The following is a 16,442-nucleotide window of genomic DNA, read 5'->3' on the forward strand; positions in this document are numbered from 1 at the left end:
ATGACGCAAGCCGCAGAAACAATCACCCGACCCACGCAGCAGGAAGCGGCCACGGCGCCCATGCGTACCCAGGTGCTGATCATCGGCGGCGGCCCGGCCGGCTCCACTGCCGCAGCGTTGTTGGCGCAGGACGGTTTCACGGTGACGCTGCTAGAGAAGGACGTGCATCCGCGCTTCCACATCGGCGAATCGCTGCTGCCGGCCAACATTCCGCTGCTCGAAAAACTCGGCGTCAAGGAACAGGTGGAAGCGATCGGCATGCCGAAATGGGGCGTGGAGTTCAATGCCGTCGAGCAGGACATGAAGACCCACATCGAATTCTGCGAAGCCTTCGACAAGTCCATGCCCTATGCTTTTCAGGTGCGGCGCTCGGAGTTCGACCATATCCTGCTCAGGAATGCGCGCACGCGCGGCGCCAGCGTGATCGAGGACTGCCGCGTGCGCAAGGTCGATTTCCAGCCCGAGCACGTGCTGGTGCAGGCCAAACACGGCGACGGCCGCATGCAGGAATACATCGCTGATTACGTGATCGACGCCTCGGGCCGCGATACCTTTCTCGCCAACCAGTTCAAGAGCAAGCAGAAGAACCGCAAGCACAACAGCTCGGCCATCTTCAGCCACTTCACCGGCGTGGAACGCTACGAAGGCAAGCGCGAAGGCGACATCAGCCTGTTCTGGTTCGAGCACGGCTGGTTCTGGCTGATCCCGCTGTCGGACGGCACCACCAGCGTCGGCGCGGTCTGCTGGCCGCATTACCTGGCCTCGCGCAAGGTCGGACTCGAACAGTTCCTGATGGATACCATCGCGATGGCGCCCAAGCTGGCCGACCGCATGAAGAATGCGGTGCGCGTCGGCGAGGTGCACGCAACCGGCAACTATTCCTACACCAGCAGCAAGTCCCACGGCGACCGTTGCATGCTGCTCGGCGATGCCTATGCCTTCATCGACCCGGTGTTTTCGTCGGGCGTGCTGCTGGCGATGCAGAGCGCCTTCGTCGGCGTCGAGGCGGTTGCCGCCTGCCTGCGCGCGCCGCAGGAGGCGCAGCGCGCGCTGGAGAAGTTCGATCACCACATGCGGCGCGGCCCGACCATCTTTTCGTGGTTCATCTACCGCGTCACCAATCCGGCGATGCGCTTCCTGTTCCTGAACCCGCGCGACTTCCTGCAGACCAAGGCGGCGGTCATGTCGGTGCTGGCCGGCGACATCTTCCACAACAAGGCGATTTGGCCGTCGCTGTATGCATTCAAGGCGATCTATTACCTGTCGTCGCTGTTCAACCCGATGCGCACGCTGGCTGCGTGGCGGCGACGCAAGATCAATATCCGCGATCCGGAAGCCGGCTCGGCAACCTGATCCGCAAAAAAGCGCCCGCAGCAGCGGGCGTTTTGCATTGGATCGGCGCGGATCAGATCATGCCGCCGTTGATCGAAATCACCTGTCCAGAAATATAGGCGGCCTGCTCGGATGCGAGGAAGGCCACCAGGTCGGCCACTTCCTCGGGTTTGCCGACGCGCTTCATCGGTACCATGCTCTGCACCAGCTTGTCGTCGAATGCCTGCTCGATCATGTCGGTGGCGATGATGCCGGGCGCCACCGCGTTGACGGTGATGCCGCGGCTCGCCAGTTCGAGCGACAGCGACTTGGTGGCCGAATGCAGCGCGCCCTTGGCGGCCGAGTAGTTGACCTGGCCGCGGTTGCCCGCCAGTGCGGCGACCGAGGAAATGTTGACGATGCGGCCCCAGCGCGTGCGGATCATCGGCATCGTCAGCGGCTGGGTCACGTTGAAAAAGCCGTGCAGGTTGACGTCGATCACGTCGTGCCATTGCCTTGCCGACATGCCCGGGAACACGGCGTCGTCGTGCATGCCGGCATTGTTGACGAGCACCTGGATGGTGCCGGCCTGCGTCAGCTGTTCGAGTGCCGTTTGCGTCGCTTCGGCATCGGTGATGTCGAATACCGCCACTTCCGCGCTGCCGCCGGCGGCAACGATGTCGTCGCACACCTGCTGTGCCTTGTCACGGTTGCGGTTGGCGTGCACGATCACGTGCAGGCCGTCGGCGGACAGGCGCCTGCAGATGGCGGCGCCGATGCCGCCGCTGCCGCCGGTCACGAGTGCGCGTTTCATGCGTGTCTCCTTATCTGTTGTCGAGCGCCGTGGCGTCGATGATCACGGTGGCGCGGCCGTCGAGCAAATCCCTGCCGCTCGCGCTGCGCACGGCGAACTGGTAGAGGATGCAGTTGGGCTCGCCGTGCATGAGCGTGACCTCGATGGCCAGCGCTTCGCCGATGTCGTCGAGCCGCGCCACGTGCAGGGTCGTGTTGCGCACGCTGGCGAGGAAGCCGGCACGCGGCCGCTCGGCAACGGCGGCATCGGCTTGCGTGGTGCCGAGCAGCGCCGTGTGCACCGCCATCGCCTGCGCCGCATACTCGATGCCGTTGGCGGCACCGAGCCGGCCGTCGGCGCGCAGCGGATTGTCGGGCGACAGGTGGCTGGTCGCCACCGCCTTCATGCCCTGCGCATCCCATTCCGCGACATGATCGAGCAGGCACATGCTGCCCTGGTGCGGGATATGGGCCAGCATCCAGTCGCGATCGACGCTCATGCGGTTTCCTTCATGTAGTTTCTTTCAGCTTCCGACAGACCAGCAGGATGTTGGCGAACGGCGTGCCTTCGTTCATCGGCATTGCCTGCACCGAGAAGCCGATGGCAGCAATCGCGCCTTGCCAGTCGGCGATGCTGCGGCAGAAGGTCGGCAGCGTGCGGTGGCCGCGTATGCTGGTGACCACGTTATCGACCCAGTTGCTGAAGCGGAACGGCAGGCCGCCGGCCGCGTCGCCCACGCGCAGCAACAGCACGCCATCGTCGGAAAGACAGGCATGCACGCGGCGCAGCACGTCGTCCTGTGCCGGGAAATCCACGTAGTGCAGCACGTCGAGGATGACGACGGCGTCCGATGCGGGAAAGGCGGCGGTGCACATGTTGGCGGCTTCGAAGCTGGCGCGGCCGGCAGCAGTTGCCTGATTGTTCAACGCCGCCTGCGCGCGTTCGACGTCACGCGGCATGAGTTCGATGCCGTGGATGTGCGCGATGGCAGGCGGCGCCGGCCAGTCGGACGGCCAGTCGCCGCGCGCATGTTGAGCCTGCGCCGACAACAGCCACGACGACAGCAGACCCTGGCCGCAACCGATGTCGAGCACGCGGATTCCCGCATCGCGCTGGATGTGCGGGCTGCCTTGCAGCAGGCCGCGCGCCAGCATGCCCTTGAAGACCGGGTCGCGGCCGAGCTTGCCCTGCGCGAAATGCCAGGCAAACCTGCCGGCGGCGCGATAGGGCTGGCAGGCGGCGGTCAACAGATTGCGGATCGCGTTGTTACTCATGGAGTTCCTGTGGAGCGGGAAGAGTCATGGGAGGCATTCGCGGCGCGCGGACGCAGGCTGCCGGAGAACACGGCGGCGTACAGCAGCGCCAGGATCACGCCGATGCCGACCGTCTTGCCGATGGCCGACAGGATCGGCACGCTCGAAAAGCCAAGCACGCCGAAGCCGATCACCGTGGTGACGTTGGCGAACACCAGCGAAGCCAGCGTGGTCGGGGCGATGGCGGTCGGGTTGCCGTGTTCATCCTTGGGCGGCTGCGCAAAGAACAGCGCGTAGTTGGAACCGACCGCGACGATCAGCAGCAGGCCGACCAGATGCAGGATGGTCATGCGCTCGCCGGTGGCGGCGAAGAAGGCCGCCACGCTGAGCACGGCGATCACCAGCGGAATCATCACGCGCGCCAGGCCGGCGGCCGAGCGGATCGTGAAGCCGAGCATGATCGTCATCGCCAGCATGCCGTACAGCGCCAGCAGCACGGCTTCGTGCATGTAGCCGTTGTAGAGCTTGTCGGTCTCGGCCTTGAGGTCGATGAAATAGACGCGCTCGACGCCCGAGCGCGCGAGCTCGGCGCGCATGCGCTCGGCATCGATCACATGTTCGGCGTTGGCGGTCAGCGGCAGCAGCGCGGTGGCGACGTCCTTCTGTTCGATCAGCAGTGCATCGGTCGCCATTGCCATCGAGGTGCCGGCCAGATCCTTGCGCGTCAGCAGGCGCTGTTCGCGCGTCTGTTCGTCGGCATTGACGCGCGCCAGTGCATCAACCGAGGAAACGAAGGGTGCCAGCACCGAAGTCTGCACTGGCAGGTCCTGCACCGCCTGGCCCAGGCGTGCCTGCAATTGCTCGGCGGAGGGCAGGCTGGCCAGACGTACGCGTTGCGCGGCGCGGCTGGGCAGGTATCGCGTCGGCGTTTCGTAGGCGGCAAGCTGTCCTTCCTCGACCAGCGTATCGAGGCGCGGCGCGACTTTCTCGGCGGCCTGCAGCACGTCTTCCAGCGACTTGCCCTTGACCACCACCAGATAGCGCACGTCGGGCGCACCGATATCCTTGCGCAGCTTCTCGTCGAGGTCTTTGTCGGCCTGGCTGACGGGGCTCAGTGCACCCAGTTCCGCCTGCCACAGTTGATCGCGCTGCAACCACAGCGTGGCACAGGCGAGGGCGAAGATCAGCAGCAGTATCCAGCGCAGCTTCTGCAGGAAATCGATGGCGCGCTGTACCGTGCGGCCGACATGGCTGAGATCGCGCACCACGAACTCGCGCGGCAGCAGCGACGGCAGCACGTAGCGCGTGACGAAGGCGGCCGAGATCAGCCCGGCGATCGTATACAGGCCGAGTTGCGCGAGCCCGGGGAAGCCCGAGAACAGCAGTGCGCCGAAGCCGGCCATGGAGGTCAGCACGCCGAGCCGAATCGTTGGCCACGACTTGCGCGCCCATTCGGCGCTGTTGCGCGCGCTGCCGGACTGGATGAACAGGTAGATCGCATAGTCGATCGCTTCGCCGATCATGGTGGTGCCGAAACCGAGCGTGATCGCATGCACCGTGCCGAAGCCCAGACTGACCGCGACCGTGCCGGCCAGGATGCCGCTGAGGACAGGAGCCAGGCCGAGCAGTACCGCCATGCCTGAGCGGTAGGTGAAGAACAGCAGGCCCATGATCAGCGTGGCGCTGGCGATGGCGAACAGGCTGGCTTCGGTGGAGATCGTGTTGCGCGCGTTGACGCCGAACACGCCGGGACCGGTCAGGATCAGCGACGCGCTGGATGCGGCTGCATGTTGCTTGCCGACTTCCGCCCTGGCGCGCTCGAACTTCTCGCGGATGTGGTTGATCGCCGCTTCCTGCGCATCGGTGTCGGAACCGAGCGCGCGCGTCTGCGCCAGCAGCAGGGCGCGGCTGCCGTCGCGCGCGACCCAGATGCCATGCTGCTTGCGCGGCTGCTGGCCGCTGTTGAACTGGGCGATCAGCGTCGCCATCTCGCCGGTCGGGTCCTGCGGCAGGATGTCCTTGACCAGCAGGCCGGCCGGCGAGGCCAGCAGGTCGATGGTCTCGCCGATCGCCGTGTGCAGGCCTTCCGTGCCGAAGTGGTCGGGCGTGACGGCCGGGCTCAGCAGATAGCGGTTGTTGAACAGATAGGCGTGGTCGGCTTCCTGGTTGACGGGCTCGCCGTTGTTGACGGAGATGAACTCGTCGTTCTCGCGCATCTGCTTCGCCAGCGAGCGCGACAGCGCGGCGCGCGCCTGCGGATCGGCGCCCTCGATGCCCATCAGGATCATGCGCGACACCATGCCGTCGCGCAGCTGCTCGACCAGCAACTGCTGTTCCTCGGTCGGGTCCTTGGGCAGGAAGGCCGTCAGGTCGGCCGTGAAGGTGGTGCGGAACAGCACGCCGATGCCGAGCAGCGCCACCAGCAGCCAGACGCAGATGGCGGTCCAGGCGCGCGGCGGGGCGCCGTTCTGCATCGCCGGCTTGTTCATGGGTTCAGCTTCTCGATGGTCATGACCGAGCGGTCGCCGTCGGCCTGCAGCACTTCGACTTCACGCACCACGCCTTCGCTGCCGCCAAGGGTGATGTGCTCGACCTTCTGGCGCGCCTCGAAATTGCTGGGCGTCAGTTGCAGCTTCCAGCCGGCGCGCGTGCCGCTGAGCTTGACCACGTAGTTGAGTTCGAGCGAGCGGCGGTCGCCGGCCAGCGTGGCGCGTATGCTTTCGATCAGCGTCGCGAATTCCGGCGAATCGTCGAGATCGATCGCGAACTTGTGCTTGCCGCGTTCGAGCGTCAGCATGTTGCGCTCGAGGCGCATGCTTTCGGGCTTCGGTTTGAGCGTGCGTTTCTCGAGCCGGTCCGGCGGCGAATACGAGAGTTCACCCGAGGATTCGACCGGGCGGTCGAGCGTGGAGATGTATTTCTTCTCGACGAAGCGGGCCTTGGACGGGCCGGTCTGCGCAAGGCTGGCGGTCAGCTGGCCGAGATCCCATTCGGCCGCATGCGTGAAGCCGCTCGTCAGGATCAGGATGGACGCACCGATCGCGTGTCGCAGGCGGGAAAATTTATGCATGAAAGGCTCCGGAAACGGCGACATGGCCGGCGTCGAGGATGTCGAAGCGGATGTTGCCGCTGTCGCTGGTTTCGTATTGCAGGGTCAGTTCGGTATCCGGCATCACCGGACGCAGGAACTTGACGTTGTTGAGGCGGCAGCCGGCAGGTTCGCGTTGCAGATGGCTGGTGATGGCCGTCAGCGCGAGGTCGAGCAGCACCACGCCCGGCGTGATCGGCATGCCCGGAAAGTGGCCGGCAAAGGCAGGATGATCGGCTGCGATGTGCAGCGCAATGGTCTGCATCAGCCGGCCTCCGGCAGGGAACGATGAGTGAGCGACTGTGCGAGTTCGGCCAGTGCCGCCTGCGGCAGCTTGCCGGTGGCATTGCGCGGCAGCGCCGCGACCTTGTGCAGCGGCCGCGGCATGAAGGCGGCATCGATGCGCGTGCGCAGCGCGGCCAGGATGTCCGCCGGCTCCAGCGTGGGCGCAACGACGAAGGCCTGCAGGCGCGTGACCTCGCCCGAGGTCTTTTCGGGCGGCATGTAGAACACGCCGTCCTCGACGCCCGGAATCGCGTTCAGGTGGTGGTTCAGATAGGCCAGCGAACTGCGCTTGCCGGCGATGTTGATCATGTCGGCCATGCGGCCGTGCAGCAGGAAGCGCTGGTCGCCGGTCAGTTCGATCGCATCGTTCATCGGCATCGCGGCTTCGACGTGGCCGCCGCTGATCCACATGCGTTCGTCCTGCGGGTTGTTGGCGTCGCGCTGCATGCACACGCCCGGAAACAGCGTCCACTCCTGCGACTGCGTCGGCCGGCGCGAGGCGATCTGGCCGGTTTCCGTGCTGCCGTAGATTTCGAGCAGCGGCGCGTCGAAGGCCTGCTCGGACTGCAACGCCAGTTGCGGCGACAGCGGCGCGGTGGCCGACACCAGCAGCGCCACCTCAGGCAGCGGTGCCGGCATCGCCAGCAGCTGGCGCAGGTGGACCGGCGTGGTGACCAGCACGCGCGGCGCCGGCACGCGCTGCAGCGCGGCGCAGATGTCGGCTGGATAGAACCACGGCGAGCTGTCGAGCGCAAAGCCGTTCACCAGCGGCATCAGTACCGTCGATTCGAACCCGTACATGTGCTGCGGCGGCACGGTGCCGACGATGGTGCAGGCGCTGCCCGCAGACAGTCCCAGTTGCTGCGCTTCGGCCTGCACGTTGCGCACCAGCGCGCCCCAGGTCTTGCGGTGCGCGACCGGCACGCCGGTGGAGCCGGAGGTGAAGACGTAGGCAACCGTCTGCGCGGGATCGAGCTGCGGGACTTCAAACCGACCGGCGTCATCGCCGCCAGGGACGGCATCCGGAAAATGCATGCGCGGCAGCGCGATCGTGCATTGCGTCTGGTCGGTCAGGCAGCAGGCGTCGGGTGCGAACAGCTGCAGCTGGCGGATCGTCTCCGGCGTGCGTGTCGAGGGCAGCAGGTTGATCTTGCCGGCAACCATGATCGCGCACAGCGTCACCAGGAAACGATAGCGGTCGTGGCAGTCGTTGAGGATATGGGTCGAGGCCGGCAGCAGCGGCACCAGCCGCCGCACGTCGGCCAGGAAAGCCGCCGCCGTGACCGCACCTTCCTCGCGCCAGGCGACGATCTGCGTCGGCACGGCATGCGGGAGGAGTGGAACGGGCCGGTGCGACAAGGTCGGGGGCGCGCATTCCTGTCTGTCGGTGTACGGCATGCGCGACAAGGCTCAGGAGGTCTTGTGGGCGGCGATATGGTCGGACAGCGAACGCAGCGAGGCGAAGATCTTCTGGTTGTCTTCGTGATCCGCACGCAGCTGGACGCCGTAGTTTTTCGACACCACCAGCGCGACCTCGAGGATATCGATGGAGTCCAGTCCCAGACCGTCGCCGTACAGCGGTTCGTCGGGCGCGATGGAAGCCGGATCGGTGTCGAGGTTGAGCGCGTGCACGATGAGGCTGGCTACTTCCAGCATGAAGGCCGGATCGGCGGAAATGTTGTTGTCTGGATTCGTCATAAGAGTCTTGGTGATGATTCTGCGCCGGCGATTATATAGAAAGAGTGGGGCCGGAAAGCTGCCCGTGCGGCGGCGTCATTCCATGTACATCGTCAATGCACGTGGCTGTCTGCCATGTTAGCCAATAAACCGCGTCGTGCGCCGCAAAATAACATTTTGCAAGCATTTTTCCTGTCCGCAATTCGCCCGCGACCTCATTGCCGCGCGTTGCGTGCGTTCGACGGCGGCGTGCCGGTGCTGAAATTGCTGCGCCACGGATTGATGTCGAGTCCGCCGCGCCGCGTGTAGCGCGCATAGACCGCCAGCTTCTGCGGTTTGCACTGGCGCAGCACATCCATGAAGATGCGCTCCACGCACTGCTCGTGGAATTCGTTGTGCTCGCGGAACCCGATCAGGTATTGCAGCAGGCGTTCCTGATCGAGCTGCGGACCGACGTACTTGATCTGCACGCTGGCCCAGTCGGGCTGGCCGGTCACCAGGCAGTTGGACTTGAGCAGGTGCGACACCAGCGTTTCCTCGACCGGCGCCTCGTCGTGCGCGGCGCGCAGCAGCGACGGGTTGGGCGAATAGTCCAGCACCTCGATGTCGAGCCGGTCCAGCAGCAGGCCTTCGAGTTCGCCGACCGGCTGCTGGCCGAACTGTTCGGACAGCGTCAGCGATACCTGCACCTGCGAGCCGAAGGCGGTCGAGAGGTCTTCGCGCAGCAGTTCGAGCAGTGCGTCGGTGCCGCCGAGCCGGGTCTGGTTCAGCGAGTTCAGGTAGAGCTTGAAGGACTTGGATTCGACGATGTTGGGCGAGTCGGCCGGCACCATGATGCGCGCCAGCGCGACCTGCGGCTTGCCGCGCATGTTGAGCCACGAGACTTCGTAGGCGTTCCAGATATCGACGCCGAAGAAGGGCAGCGAGGTGCCGAGTCCGATCTCTTCGCGCTTGTACAGGCGCGGGATCGAGAACAGCAGCGACGGATCGTAATGCGAGCGATAGACCGACGGCTTGCCCAGCGGCGAATCGTCGGGTTTGAGGGGCGAATTCATGCGTGCCTCCTAGAGGAACAGGCGATAGACGGGATTCTCGCTCTCGTCCCAATGGCGATAGCCGAGGCCGGCGAGGAAGGCGCGGAAGTCCTTCATCTCCTTCTTCGGCACCTGCAGGCCGACCAGGATGCGGCCGACGTCGCCGCCCTGGTTGCGGTAGTGGAACAGGCTGATGTTCCAGTTCGGCGCCATGCTGGCGAGGAAGCGCATCAGCGCGCCCGGCCGCTCGGGGAATTCGAAGCGGTACAGCAGTTCGTTCTGTGCCAGTTCGCTCTTGCCGCCGATCAGGTGGCGCAGATGGCCCTTGGCCAGTTCGTCGTGCGTGAGGTCCAGCGTCTGGAAACCGTGCTTCTCGAAACCCCTGGCGATCTTGGACGGTTCCTCGCGCTCGGCAATTTGCACGCCCACGAAGACGTGCGCCTTTTGCGCATCGCTGATGCGGTAGTTGAACTCGGTCACGTTGCGCGGGCCGATCAGTTCGCAGAAGCGGCGGAAGCTGCCGCGCTCCTCGGGGAAGGTCACCGCGAACAGCGCCTCGCGCGCCTCGCCGACGTCGGCGCGTTCGGCGACGAAGCCGAGGCGGTCGAAGTTCATGTTGGCGCCGCAGGCGATGGTGACCAGCGTTTCGTTCTTCAGCGGCTTCTTGTCGGCGCGCGCGCGTTCGACGTAGGCCTTGGCGCCGGCCACGGCCAGCGCGCCGGCCGGCTCGAGGATGCTGCGCGTGTCCTGGAACACGTCCTTGATGGCGGCGCAAACGGCATCGGTGTCAACCAGGATGATGTCGTCGATGACTTCCTTGGCGAGCCGGAAGGTTTCCTCGCCGACCAGCTTGACGGCGGTGCCGTCCGAGAACAGGCCGACATCGTTGAGCGCGACGCGGCGGCCGGCCTTAAGGCTGCGCGCCATGGCGTCGGAGTCCGTGGTCTGCACGCCGATCACCTTGATCTCGGGACGCACCGCCTTGATGTAGGCGCCGACGCCGCCGATCAGCCCGCCGCCGCCGATGGCGACGAACACGGCGTGGATCGGGCCCGGATGCTGGCGCAGGATTTCCATCGCGATCGTGCCCTGGCCGGCGATCACGTCCGGATCATCGAACGGGTGGACGAAGGTCAACTTGTGCTTCTTCTCGAGATCGAGCGCGTGCTGGTAGGCGTCCGAATAGGAGTCGCCGAACAGCACGACCTCGCCGCCGCGCGCCTTGACGGCATTGATCTTGACCGGCGGCGTGGTGGTGGGCATCACGATCATGGCCTTGCAGCCGAGCCGCGTGGCCGACAGCGCGACACCTTGCGCGTGGTTCCCGGCTGAGGCGCAGATCACGCCGCGCTTGAGTTTCTCGGGCGGCAGATTGGCCATCTTGTTGTAGGCGCCGCGCAGCTTGAAGCTGAAGACGCTCTGGATATCCTCGCGCTTGAAGTAAATCCGGTTGCCCAGGCGTTCGGACAGGGTGGGGGCAAGATCCAGCGGCGATTCGACGGCGACGTCATAGACGCGCGCGGTCAGGATTTTCTTCAGGTAGTCGGTCGTCATGATGTTCGTGTGGCGTGGCGCGCGTGCAAGGGAGTAGGGGGATCGCGGCGCAGCCGTTCATTATAATGGACGGCTTGCCCGCGGGGCGGTGTGGCGTAACCGGCGTGTTGCGAAAGGATGCCAAAGCGGCACCGCAGGAGCGCCGGGGCCGCCGAATGGAACGAAAACGCCGCGCGCAGGTTCGAACATCCCTCTTCATTTTTCCGCGAATGCCCGCATTGGAACTGCCGTTGAAGCCTCCCCGTCCTTGTCCCATGAGTGTCCATGATTGAAGCCGGCGTGCAATGGCTGCTGGAAGTGCTGGCCGCGCCGCAGGTCGGCCTGACCTCGGTCTTCATCGTCAGCCTGGTGTCGGCCACGCTGCTGCCGCTGGGTTCGGAGCCGGCCGTGTTCGCCGTGGTCAAGGCCAATGCCGCGCTGTTCTGGCCGGTGATCCTGGTGGCGACCGCCGGCAACACGCTGGGTGGCGCCATCGACTACTGGATGGGGCTCGGCGCGCGCCAGGGTTTCGCGCGCGAACGCCAGACGCGCTGGTTCGGCTGGCTCGAACGCTTCGGCGCAAAGATGCTGCTGCTGTCGTGGCTGCCGGGCATCGGCGACCCGATCTGCGCGCTGGCCGGCTGGCTGCGGCTGCCGTTCTGGCCTTGTGTTTTTTACATGGCCATTGGCAAGTTCCTGCGCTACGTGACCATGACCTGGCTGCTGCTGTATGTGCCGGACGGCTTCTGGCACTGGATAGGCAGTTGGTTCTAAGGCAAGGTTGCCGCCAACCTGCATGCTTTTTTGCCTATTTGCATCGCTTTTGCACGGATCTGTTAGGTTTTTTGTGATGTTTTGCCTATCTTTCATGACTGTCGCGATGCGGTTTTTCCGCCACCCAGCGTGCGCTGGCGCGCCGACGGGAAAACCGGCAATCGGCTAGAATGCGTATTTAGCGTCGAATGCAAGCCATCTCCCGATGAACGCCCCCGTACAAGTGCAGACCCTGATCGCCGACCTTCCGGGCGCGGCGACCACGCGTTTGCGTGAAATTCCCTACAACTACACCTCCTTTTCCGACCGCGAGATCGTGATCCGCCTGCTCGGCGAGGAAGCGTGGCAGTTGCTGTCGGAATTGCGGACCGAGCGCCAGACCGGCCGGTCGGCGCGCATGCTGTACGAGGTGCTCGGCGACATCTGGGTGGTGCGGCGCAATCCGTACCTGCAGGACGACATGCTCGACAACCCGAAGCGTCGCGCCGCCCTGATCGATGCGCTCAACCATCGTCTCGGCGAGGTCGAGAAGCGCCGCCAGCGCGATCTCGAAGCCTCGGGCGACGCCAACGCGCTGCGCCGCGCGCAGGCGGTCGAGACGCTGGTGCAACTGGCCTGCAAGGCGGTCGCCGATTTCGCCGAGGAATTCCGCAATACCTGGGACTTGCGCAAGCGCGCCATGCGCGTGCTGGGCCGCTATACCGACAAGGACAACATCAAGTTCGACGGCCTGTCGCGCGTCTCGCACGTGACGGACGCGACCGACTGGCGCGTCGAATATCCGTTCGTGGTGCTGACTCCCGACAGCGAGGAAGAGATGGCCGGCCTCGTCAAGGGCTGCATCGAGCTCGGCCTGACCATCATCCCGCGCGGCGGCGGTACCGGCTACACCGGCGGCGCGATCCCGCTGACCCCGATGTCGGCCGTCATCAATACCGAAAAACTGATCCAGCTCGGCGAGGTCGAGATGATGCGCCTGCCGGGTGTCGAGCGCGACTACGCGACCATCTATTCGGGTGCGGGCGTGGTCACCAAGCGCGTGGCGGACGCGGCCGAGAAGGCCGGCTTCGTGTTCGCGGTTGACCCGACCTCGGCCGAAGCCTCGTGCATCGGCGGCAACATCGCGATGAACGCCGGCGGCAAGAAGGCCGTGCTGTGGGGCACCGCGCTCGACAACCTCGCGAGCTGGCGCATGGTGGACCCGAACGGCGACTGGCTCGAAGTCACGCGCATCGAGCACAACCTCGGCAAGATTCACGACGCGCCGGTGGCGAAATTCAAGCTCGAATGGACGCACCCGAGCGAGAGGAGCCGCAGGAAGAACCAGCCGTTCAGGACCGAGATGCTGGAGATCGAAGGCCGCACCTTCCGCAAGGAAGGTCTCGGCAAGGACGTCACCGACAAGTTCCTGTCTGGCCTGCCCGGCGTGCAGAAGGAAGGCTGCGACGGCCTGATCACGTCGGCGCGCTGGATCCTGCATCGCATGCCCAAGCACACGCGCACGGTCTGTCTCGAATTCTTCGGCCATTCGCGTGATGCGATCCCATCCATCGTCGAGATCAAGAATTTCCTCGAAGCCGAAACGAAGAAGGGCGGCGCCATCCTGGCCGGCCTCGAACACCTCGACGAACGCTATCTGCGCGCGGTCGGTTACGCGACCAAGTCCAAGCGCGGCATCCTGCCGAAGATGGCGCTGTTCGGCGACATCGTCGGCGACGACGAGAACGCGGTGGCGCAGGCCGCATCCGAAGTCGTGCGCCTCGCCAATACGCGTGTCGGCGAAGGCTTCGTCGCCGTGAGTCCGGAGGCGCGCAAGAAATTCTGGCTCGACCGCGCGCGTACCGCCGCCATCTCCAAGCACACCAACGCCTTCAAGATCAACGAGGACGTGGTGATCCCGCTCGACCGCATGGGCGAGTATTCGGACGGCATCGAGCGCATCAACATCGAACTGTCGATCAAGAACAAGCTGCAGCTGCTGGCCGAACTGCGCAGCTTCTTCGTGCGCGGCAACCTTCCGCTGGGCAAGAGCGACGACGCCGAAGGCGACGACATCCCGGCGGCCGAACTGCTGGAAGATCGCGTGCACCAGGCCGAGGAGCTGATCGACCGCACGCATGCGCGCTGGTCGTATGTGCTCGGCAATCTGGACCAGCCGCTGCGCGAGGCGAAGGCCGAACTGCTGACGCACGGTTTCGAGAAGATGGCAGGCATCTTCGACGAACGACTCGCCAGCCAGCCCGACGCCACGCTGTTCGACATCGTGCAGGACCGCACGGTGCGCGTATCGTGGAAGACCGAGGTGCGCGTGCCGCTGCGCCAGATATTCAGCGGCGCCGCATTCCGCCTGATCCTCGACGAGACCGCCGCGATCCACAAGCGCGTGCTGCGCGGCCGCGTGTTCGTCGCGCTGCACATGCATGCGGGCGACGGCAACGTGCACACCAACATTCCGGTCAACTCCGACCACTACCAGATGCTGCAGGACGCGCACGAAGCGGTGGCGCGCATCATGAAGCTCGCGCGTTCGCTCAACGGCGTGATCTCCGGCGAGCACGGCATCGGCATCACCAAGCTCGAATTCCTGACCGACGCCGAACTGGCCGACTTCCGCTCCTACAAGCGCCGCATCGATCCCGAGGGCCGCTTCAACAAGGGCAAGCTGATGGACATGGCCGAGCTCGGCGCCGATCTGCGCAACGCCTACACGCCGTCGTTCGGCCTGATGGGCCACGAGTCGCTGATCATGCAGCAGAGCGACATCGGCGCGATCGCGTCCAGCGTCAAGGACTGCCTGCGCTGCGGCAAGTGCAAGCCGGTCTGCTCGACTCACGTGCCGCGCGCCAACCTGCTCTATTCGCCGCGCAACAAGATTCTCGCGACCTCGCTGCTGGTCGAAGCCTTCCTCTACGAGGAACAGACGCGGCGCGGCATCTCGATCAAGCACTGGGAAGAATTCGAGGACGTGGCCGACCATTGCACGGTCTGCCACAAGTGCCTGACGCCGTGCCCGGTCGATATCGATTTCGGCGACGTCTCGATGAACATGCGCAACCTGCTGCGCAAGATGGACAAGAAGTCATTCAATCCGGGCACCACGGCGGCGATGTTCTTCCTCAATGCGACCGATCCGACCACCATCAACGCCACGCGCAAGGTCATGATCGACTGGGGCTACAAGGCCCAGCGCCTGGGGCACGATTTCCTGAAGAAGGTAGCGAAGCGCCAGACGCGCGCGCCGCAGCCGACCGTCGGCAAGCCGCCGGTCAAGGAACAGGTGATCCACTTCATCAACAAGAAGATGCCGGGCAACCTGCCGAAGAAGACCGCGCGCGCGCTGCTCGACATCGAGGACGACAAGGTCGTGCCCATCATCCGCGATCCGAAGGCGACCACGGCCGACAGCGAAGCCGTGTTCTACTTCCCGGGCTGCGGTTCCGAGCGCCTGTTCTCGCAGGTTGGCCTGGCGACGCAGGCCATGCTGTGGAACGTCGGCGTGCAGACCGTGCTGCCGCCGGGCTACCTGTGCTGCGGCTATCCGCAGCGCGGCTCGGGCGACTACGACAAGGCCGAGAAGATCATCACCGACAACCGCGTGCTGTTCCATCGCATGGCCAACACGCTCAACTACCTCGACATCAAGACCGTGGTGGTCTCGTGCGGCACCTGCTACGACCAGTTGCAGGGCTACCAGTTCGAGAAGATCTTCCCGGGCTGCCGCATCATCGACATCCACGAATTCCTGATGGAGAAGGGCGTCAAGCTCGAAGGCGTGTCCGGCGTGCGCTACATGTATCACGATCCTTGCCACACGCCGATGAAGCTGCAGGATTCGATCAAGACCGTCAATGCGCTGATCACCACCGCCGACGCGCAGAAGATCGAGAAGAACGACCGCTGCTGCGGCGAGTCCGGCACCTTTGCCGTCACGCGTCCGGACATTTCGACCCAGGTGCGCTTCCGCAAGGAAGAGGAAATGGAAAAGGGTGCCGACAAGCTACGCGCCGACGGCTTCGACGGCCAGGTCAAGGTGCTGACCTCGTGCCCGTCGTGCCTGCAGGGCCTGTCGCGCTACAACGATGACGCCGGCACCACCGCCGACTACATCGTGGTCGAGATGGCGCGCCACCTGCTCGGCCCGAACTGGCTGCCCGAGTACGTGGAACGCGCCAACAACGGTGGCATCGAGCGCGTGCTGGTATGAGCGCCGATATCGGGGCTGCTTGCGAACTGTGTACCGGCGAGGGCGGCGAAGTGCTGTTCCGCAACGAGCAACTGCGCGTGGTGCTGATCGACGATGCCGACTATCCGGGTTTCTGCCGCGTGATCTGGCATGCGCACGTGGCCGAGATGACCGACCTGCCGCCGTCCGATCGTTCGCTGCTGATGCGTGCCGTGTGCCAGGTCGAGGCCGCGTTGCGCGAAGTCATGCAGCCGCAGAAGATCAACCTCGCCAGTCTCGGCAACATGGTGCCGCACCTGCACTGGCACGTGATTCCGCGCTACGCCGACGATGCGCATTTTCCGGCACCGGTGTGGGCGCGCTCGGTGCGCACCGCGGAAGACGCCGCGCTGGCGCAACGCCGCGATCTGCTGCCGGCGCTGCGTGCGGCCATCGCGCGCCAGGTGGGATGCGTCGCTTGACCGGCGCGGCATTGCACCCCATATTCCTTGCGGATTCCCGCAAGACACTT

14 protein-coding genes are annotated in these 16,442 nt (G+C 65.1%); 4 read left to right on the plus strand and 10 right to left on the minus strand.

The features are described 5' to 3' along the window. Positions 1-1,353: an NAD(P)/FAD-dependent oxidoreductase gene (locus IEV38_RS07990; RefSeq protein ID WP_229728937.1), complete on the plus strand. Its 1,353-nt coding sequence runs from the start codon at positions 1-3 to the stop codon at positions 1,351-1,353. Positions 1,354-1,405: 52 nt separating this feature from the next. Here IEV38_RS07990 and fabG read toward each other — a convergent pair whose 3' ends face one another. The 10 genes from fabG to ilvA form a co-directional block, all read right to left on the minus strand. Next, complete coding sequence (gene fabG / locus IEV38_RS07995) at positions 1,406-2,125, minus strand: 3-oxoacyl-ACP reductase FabG (RefSeq protein ID WP_188395665.1); 720 nt, start codon at positions 2,123-2,125, stop codon at positions 1,406-1,408. 10 nt (positions 2,126-2,135) lie between these two features. Further along, entirely contained in the window at positions 2,136-2,603 is a 468-nt protein-coding gene (locus tag IEV38_RS08000; RefSeq protein WP_188395666.1) for a hotdog family protein, read from the minus strand. 10 nt (positions 2,604-2,613) lie between these two features. Then, positions 2,614-3,378: a class I SAM-dependent methyltransferase gene (locus IEV38_RS08005; protein ID WP_188395667.1), complete on the minus strand. Its 765-nt coding sequence runs from the start codon at positions 3,376-3,378 to the stop codon at positions 2,614-2,616. After that, positions 3,375-5,846, minus strand: a complete 2,472-nt coding sequence (locus IEV38_RS08010) for an MMPL family transporter (protein WP_229728938.1) — start codon at positions 5,844-5,846, stop codon at positions 3,375-3,377. The genes IEV38_RS08005 and IEV38_RS08010 overlap by 4 nt, the downstream gene beginning before the upstream one ends. Beyond that, the gene (locus IEV38_RS08015) at positions 5,843-6,427 is read right to left on the minus strand and encodes a LolA-related protein (RefSeq protein ID WP_229728939.1); all 585 of its coding nucleotides are present in this window, start codon (positions 6,425-6,427) and stop codon (positions 5,843-5,845) included. Before IEV38_RS08015 ends, IEV38_RS08010 begins: the two co-directional genes overlap by 4 nt. Then, positions 6,420-6,710 (minus strand): ApeI family dehydratase, encoded by a 291-nt coding sequence (locus IEV38_RS08020; protein WP_188395668.1) that lies wholly within the window; start codon positions 6,708-6,710, stop codon positions 6,420-6,422. The genes IEV38_RS08015 and IEV38_RS08020 overlap by 8 nt, the downstream gene beginning before the upstream one ends. Next, positions 6,710-8,053, minus strand: a complete 1,344-nt coding sequence (locus IEV38_RS08025) for an AMP-binding protein (RefSeq protein ID WP_229728940.1) — start codon at positions 8,051-8,053, stop codon at positions 6,710-6,712. The genes IEV38_RS08020 and IEV38_RS08025 overlap by 1 nt, the downstream gene beginning before the upstream one ends. 87 nt (positions 8,054-8,140) lie before the next feature. Further along, positions 8,141-8,428 (minus strand): phosphopantetheine-binding protein, encoded by a 288-nt coding sequence (locus IEV38_RS08030; protein WP_188395670.1) that lies wholly within the window; start codon positions 8,426-8,428, stop codon positions 8,141-8,143. 194 nt (positions 8,429-8,622) lie between these two features. Then, positions 8,623-9,462 (minus strand): NADPH-dependent 7-cyano-7-deazaguanine reductase QueF, encoded by an 840-nt coding sequence (gene queF / locus IEV38_RS08035; protein ID WP_188395671.1) that lies wholly within the window; start codon positions 9,460-9,462, stop codon positions 8,623-8,625. Between the two features lie 9 nt (positions 9,463-9,471). Then, entirely contained in the window at positions 9,472-10,998 is a 1,527-nt protein-coding gene (gene ilvA / locus IEV38_RS08040; protein WP_268234721.1) for a threonine ammonia-lyase, biosynthetic, read from the minus strand. 261 nt (positions 10,999-11,259) lie between these two features. Between ilvA and IEV38_RS08045 the strand changes: the two genes are divergently transcribed. From IEV38_RS08045 to IEV38_RS08055, 3 genes are all read left to right on the plus strand, one after another. After that, complete coding sequence (locus tag IEV38_RS08045) at positions 11,260-11,748, plus strand: YqaA family protein (RefSeq protein WP_188395673.1); 489 nt, start codon at positions 11,260-11,262, stop codon at positions 11,746-11,748. Positions 11,749-11,953: 205 nt separating this feature from the next. Then, a complete protein-coding gene (locus IEV38_RS08050; protein ID WP_188395674.1) occupies positions 11,954-15,952 on the plus strand; it encodes a DUF3683 domain-containing protein in 3,999 nt (1,332 codons plus the stop codon). Then, on the plus strand, positions 15,949-16,392 hold the full coding sequence (locus IEV38_RS08055) for an HIT family protein (RefSeq protein ID WP_188395675.1): 444 nt from the start codon (positions 15,949-15,951) through the stop codon (positions 16,390-16,392). Before IEV38_RS08050 ends, IEV38_RS08055 begins: the two co-directional genes overlap by 4 nt. The last annotated feature ends 50 nt before the right edge of the window (positions 16,393-16,442 follow it).

It is taken from the genome of Oxalicibacterium flavum (assembly GCF_014635065.1).
Lineage (GTDB): Bacteria > Pseudomonadota > Gammaproteobacteria > Burkholderiales > Burkholderiaceae_D > Oxalicibacterium > Oxalicibacterium flavum.

Excerpts from the sequence above, each read along its gene's own strand:
- IEV38_RS07990 (WP_229728937.1), top strand. The coding sequence starts at position 1 with ATGACGCAAGCCGCAGAAACAATCACCCGACCCACGCAGCAGGAAGCG.
- fabG (WP_188395665.1), bottom strand. The coding sequence starts at position 2,125 with ATGAAACGCGCACTCGTGACCGGCGGCAGCGGCGGCATCGGCGCCGCC.
- IEV38_RS08000 (WP_188395666.1), bottom strand. The coding sequence starts at position 2,603 with ATGAGCGTCGATCGCGACTGGATGCTGGCCCATATCCCGCACCAGGGC.
- IEV38_RS08005 (WP_188395667.1), bottom strand. The coding sequence starts at position 3,378 with ATGAGTAACAACGCGATCCGCAATCTGTTGACCGCCGCCTGCCAGCCC.
- IEV38_RS08010 (WP_229728938.1), bottom strand. The coding sequence starts at position 5,846 with ATGAACAAGCCGGCGATGCAGAACGGCGCCCCGCCGCGCGCCTGGACC.
- IEV38_RS08015 (WP_229728939.1), bottom strand. The coding sequence starts at position 6,427 with ATGCATAAATTTTCCCGCCTGCGACACGCGATCGGTGCGTCCATCCTG.
- IEV38_RS08020 (WP_188395668.1), bottom strand. The coding sequence starts at position 6,710 with ATGCAGACCATTGCGCTGCACATCGCAGCCGATCATCCTGCCTTTGCC.
- IEV38_RS08030 (WP_188395670.1), bottom strand. The coding sequence starts at position 8,428 with ATGACGAATCCAGACAACAACATTTCCGCCGATCCGGCCTTCATGCTG.
- queF (WP_188395671.1), bottom strand. The coding sequence starts at position 9,462 with ATGAATTCGCCCCTCAAACCCGACGATTCGCCGCTGGGCAAGCCGTCG.
- IEV38_RS08045 (WP_188395673.1), top strand. The coding sequence starts at position 11,260 with ATGATTGAAGCCGGCGTGCAATGGCTGCTGGAAGTGCTGGCCGCGCCG.
- IEV38_RS08050 (WP_188395674.1), top strand. The coding sequence starts at position 11,954 with ATGAACGCCCCCGTACAAGTGCAGACCCTGATCGCCGACCTTCCGGGC.
- IEV38_RS08055 (WP_188395675.1), top strand. The coding sequence starts at position 15,949 with ATGAGCGCCGATATCGGGGCTGCTTGCGAACTGTGTACCGGCGAGGGC.